The organism is Chrysanthemum yellows phytoplasma, from assembly GCF_000803325.1.
GTDB lineage: Bacteria > Bacillota_I > Bacilli_A > Acholeplasmatales > Acholeplasmataceae > Phytoplasma > Phytoplasma asteris.
Genome location: NZ_JSWH01000097.1, coordinates 1 through 4748 on the forward strand (window position 1 = coordinate 1; position 4748 = coordinate 4748).

The window sequence follows — 4748 nt, forward strand, 5'->3', positions numbered from 1 at the left end:
ATTAATCAAAGCCCTCAATCATTACCAAGATTTAGGTTATGACTTTATCGCTTATGCTACTCCAACCATCAAATCGGAAATAAGAGAAATAATAAGAAAAAGCCATTCTCCTTCAATCCCACAAAAAAATCATAAAAAGGATAATCTTTCTTTTCAAGAAGATTTTTGTGAACCATATCAAATAAATAAACTAAATCCTCATCAATTATGGTTAAAACAAGTTAAGCATGAAAATTTTTTAAAAAAATGAAAGCAAAATTAAGCGAAACCGAATTCAAAATTATCCATTTAAGTTTTGGTGTTCCTTTAGGGAATATCAACGAAGATTATCAAACTAGTTATTCGAATGAAGAAATAGCCCAAAAACTCCATTTATCTTTAAAAAAAGTAGAAAATATTAAAAACATCGCTATCAAAAAATTAAAAAAAACAAAAAAACGTTAACCTTTCTCGTCCGTAATGACGTTAAACTAGTTATTTGAAACAATAAAAAAACCAGATTACTTTCAAAGTAATCTTTTTTTTGTATCAAAACTCAACATAAAATTTTTGAAACAACAGTAATAAACGATTCCAACATCAACAAATTAGATAGTCGTTCAATACATTTGTTTTCAAAAGTTTTATTGATGGATAAATAAAAAAATATATCAAAAAGAAGGAAAATTAAAATATGTTAAATAAAGTTCAATTAATAGGCCGTATAAGCCATGATTTAGAAAAACAATATATCAATTCAAACAACGAACAAATCCCTAAAATCGATTTTCAATTAGCGGTTAACCTTAAAGAGATAACCCAATTCATCCCTTGTGTCGCTTTTCGAAAAAAAGCCGAAAACATGAAGAAATATTTACATAAAGGTTCGAAAATTTATCTTGAAGGGCTTTTATCCATTCAAAAATATACGAATAATGAAGGTCAAACTAAAATTAACACTAAAGTTATTCTTCAAAACGTGATCTTTTTAGATAATAAACCTCAAGAAACTTTACCTTTTTAAAACAATCAATTCATAAAACTCAATAACAACCAAATAAACTTAATCATCTAACCCCTTTTGAAAAGGGGTTTTTTATTTGAAAAAAACACACAATTATTGGTAAGGAAACCAAAAGAAATAAAAAAATAAAGGAGACAAAATGAAAAAAAGATATCCTATTTTATTAACCATTTCCTATTTATTTTTCATCATTAGTAATATTATGGCTTTATTTTTCAATTTTGAATTAGGATTAAAATTTAACGCTATGATCGCCATCTTTTCTGATATTTTCTTTTTATTTTATTTATGGAATAAGGAGAAGAAAGATGAAAATTAATTGGATTGGATGTAAGAAAAAACTTTTGCCTCAAATTATTTCTCATTTACCCAAACAATTTAAAACTTATTACGAACCTTTTTTAGGAAGTGGGGTTCTTTATTTTTATTTACAACCATCAAAAGCGATTTTAAACGATAATGATCACCAATTAATCACTATGTGGAAACAAAGTCTCCAAAATCCCGATCATTTCGTTAACAAGGTCAAAGCCATAGAAAATTATATTTACCAATATAACAACCAAAAGAACCAAAAACAAGCTTTTAAACATTTATTAAACCAATATAATCAAAATGTCAAAAAAAGAAAAAAATTAACCAGGTCAGCTATCTTTTATGTTTTAAATAAATACGCTTTTCGTGGTATTACTCGTTATGATAAGCAAAGTAATTTAAAAACAAATTTTGGGTATAAATCCAAACAAAAAACTCCCATCATCAATTTAAACGAATTAGTTACATTCTAAAGACATTTCCAAAATAAAAAACATGTTTTATATTGTATGGATTTTCGTCAAATTATCGCCAATAGTCAACAAGGCGATTTTCTTTTTATCGATCCACCATATTACTATGAAGGTATTAAAGATAAAGATTTTTACCAAAAACCATTTTCTTTTACTGATCATCAACAATTAGCCTTGGAATTACACCAAGCAACCAAAAGGGGTGTTAAATGGTTATATACCAATTATGAAACAACCCCAATTCTTCATTTATTTTCAAATTGTCACATCATTAAAACAAAAACAACAACAAGCCATTATCTCACCAACAAAAAAATCCATCAAGAAATCATTATTAAAAATTATGAGTAAAATTAAAATTTTCACTATCGTTTCACATCATTAAATTGGATATGAAACTCTATTTTAATTTAAATAACAGTAATTTTCCAAAAAAATCAAAAAAGGAGTCAAATCATTATGACTAAAAAAGAATTAATTAAAAAAATCGCTGAGGTAAATAAAACCTCAATTTCAAAAACAGAAGAATTTTATCATATCTTCGAAAAGACTTTAATTGAAGCAATTACTACTAATGAAGAAGTAGTTTTATCACCTCAAATCGGTAAATTCCAATTAAAACCAAGAAAAGCCTACATCGGTAGAAACCCTAAAACAAAGAAAAAATTAAAAATTCCTGCGAAAACAGTAGTCGCTTTTAAACTTTCAAAATCGATTAAAGATAAAGCGAAAACTTTAATTTTAAAATAACCCAATTATTTTCTTTCAAAAACCTAAGAAAGGAGGTTCTCTATGACATTAAACAAAAAAATTTATCTGAGTTTGATCGGATTATTAAGTTTAGGTTTATTGATTTTATTAATCTTTGGCATCACTCATTCTCGTCCACCAACTAAAAACCTATCATTAACTAAACAACCCTCATCAACAAAACAACAAAAGATCGAAAACCAAATCAAATTAGAACAAACCAAAATCAAAGAATTACAACAAAAAGATTACACCTTAAAAACCCAAATTGATGAGAATGTTAAAACTTTAACCGACATTATTACCAAAATTAAAACTCTCCAAACCGAATTAACTAATAATCCTCAATTAACTCCGACCATCAAAACCCAAAAACAACAACAATTAACCGAACTAAAAACCCAACAACAAACCCAACAAACCTTAGTCGATAATTTATTAGAACAAAGAAAAGCGTTAAACCAAAATCAAAAAGAAAAACAAGAAGAATTAGAAAAATTAGCTCAAGAAAAAGCCCAACTTCAAACCCAAGAAAACCTCCAACAACAAATTTCCCAATTAAACCAAGCTCTTAATTATGTCGAAGCTAATCAAAAAAGAATTGAAGAATTAAAAACGCAAAAAGAATATCGAAAAAATCAAACTGAATTAAAAAATCTAAATGATTTTCAACTGTTCTTAACTGATCAAAAATTAGCTTTTGAAAAACAAAAGAAAAATTTAACTATCCAATTAAATCATTTAAAAGAAAATAAACCTCTTCCTCATACTAAAAAACAAGTGACATTCAAAGATGTTTACGGTATGGAAACAGAAAAAGAAGAATTAGATGATTTATTAAGTTATTTTCGAACAAACCAATCCTTAATTAACTTTGATAAAGTTCGTCCCAAAGGTTATTTACTTTATGGACCACCAGGAACAGGTAAAACCTTCTTAATCAAAGCTCTTTGTGGGGAAGCTAATGTTCACTTTATTAATTTAATTCCTTCCAAATTCCGACAAAAATACATCGGCGAAGGAGAAAAAGAAGTCGAGAAAGTGTGGCAAGAAGCCGAAAATCATGATAAAACCATTATCTTTATTGATGAAATTGAAGGATTAGAAAATCGTAATGATTCTAACATTTATTCAGGAGGAGTCAATGTGATTAATACTTTATTAGATAAATTAGATGGTTTTAATAGTAGTAATAAAAAAATTGTCTTAATGGGAGCAACTAATAACCTTCATAAAATTGATACGGCTTTACGCAGCCGTTTTAGTAAAGAAATCTATATTGGTAATTTAAAAAATTCCGAAATTGAATGTTATTTAAAACATATTATTGTTCCTTATCAAATTAGTTATCATACTTTCTTAGCTTTAAAAGATATTACCCAATTATGTCAAGGCAAAAATCTCTCTAATCGTGATTTAACCACGATCATTGAAGAAGCTTACAAAAAAACGGCCAAATGGGCTCAACAAAACCCTCAAACCCACGCAGTCATGTTACCTTCGGATCTCGAAGAAGTCTTACAACTAAAATTAAAAATGAAACCTGATTATAGTCAGGTTAAAAAAAGAAGAGAAGCTTGTGAAAATCAATACGCTCAATGGCGTCAAGGTTTCAATCAATATTTAGATAAACCTAAAGACGAAACTAGAATTGAATGTCGCTATACCTTTGATGGTTTAAACGGCATTAACTATTACAATCGTCGCTATTCTCAAATCCAATCGGAATTAAATAATATTAATCAGCAATTAACTAAAATCCACCAAGAAAATAAAATCTCCCAATTAGAACAAGAATTAGTCACTTTAAACCAAACGCCTGACAAATATGAACAAACGATTAAAGATAAAAACCAAGAAATAATCGATATTAAAAATAAACTTAAAAATCTTCCAGCTCAAGAAGAAAATTTAAGAAAAGAATTAAAGCTGGTCGAAAATCGTCGTGAACTTCAAAAAGAACCTTCTAACCTTGTATGTTACATCAAAGATCGTCATCCTTTCGACCGTTGGAACAATAAAGGGTTAACTTATAAGGAAACCTCCATTAATGGATTTAAATTTTCTCGTTTCGATAAAGAAGATGACAGTCAATTATATCTATATGTGAAATTAGAAAAACAATTCAAAGAAAACTCAAGTGGCAACTGTTTAATCCTTAAATACCAAGGCCCTAAACACTTCTTAGATGACGACAAAGACTACTA

At 27.8% G+C, this 4748-nt stretch carries 4 protein-coding genes and 2 pseudogenes; all 6 read left to right on the forward strand.

From position 1 onward, the window contains the following. A pseudogene (locus OL66_RS01890) lies at window positions 1–444 on the forward strand (sigma-70 family RNA polymerase sigma factor); the annotation flags it as partial. Between the two features lie 229 nt (window positions 445–673). Continuing rightward, on the forward strand, window positions 674–1003 hold the full coding sequence (locus OL66_RS01895; RefSeq protein WP_011160693.1) for a single-stranded DNA-binding protein: 330 nt from the start codon (window positions 674–676) through the stop codon (window positions 1001–1003). Between the two features lie 139 nt (window positions 1004–1142). Continuing rightward, entirely contained in the window at window positions 1143–1322 is a 180-nt protein-coding gene (locus OL66_RS01900) for a hypothetical protein (RefSeq protein WP_034172243.1), read from the forward strand. Then, a pseudogene (locus tag OL66_RS04295) lies at window positions 1312–2142 on the forward strand (DNA adenine methylase). Before OL66_RS01900 ends, OL66_RS04295 begins: the two are co-directional and overlap by 11 nt. A 108-nt stretch (window positions 2143–2250) precedes the next feature. Further along, window positions 2251–2541, forward strand: coding sequence for an HU family DNA-binding protein (locus tag OL66_RS01915; RefSeq protein WP_011160691.1), 291 nt, complete (start codon window positions 2251–2253; stop codon window positions 2539–2541). A gap of 42 nt (window positions 2542–2583) precedes the next feature. After that, a partial coding sequence (locus OL66_RS01920) for an ATP-binding protein (RefSeq protein WP_034172245.1) occupies window positions 2584–4748 on the forward strand: 2165 nt, incomplete at its 3' end.

What these genes read in the sequence shown, in the direction of transcription:
- OL66_RS01915 (WP_011160691.1), top strand. Translation starts at nt 2,251, where the DNA reads ATGACTAAAAAAGAATTAATTAAAAAAATCGCTGAGGTAAATAAAACC.
- OL66_RS01900 (WP_034172243.1), top strand. Translation starts at nt 1,143, where the DNA reads ATGAAAAAAAGATATCCTATTTTATTAACCATTTCCTATTTATTTTTC.
- OL66_RS01895 (WP_011160693.1), top strand. Translation starts at nt 674, where the DNA reads ATGTTAAATAAAGTTCAATTAATAGGCCGTATAAGCCATGATTTAGAA.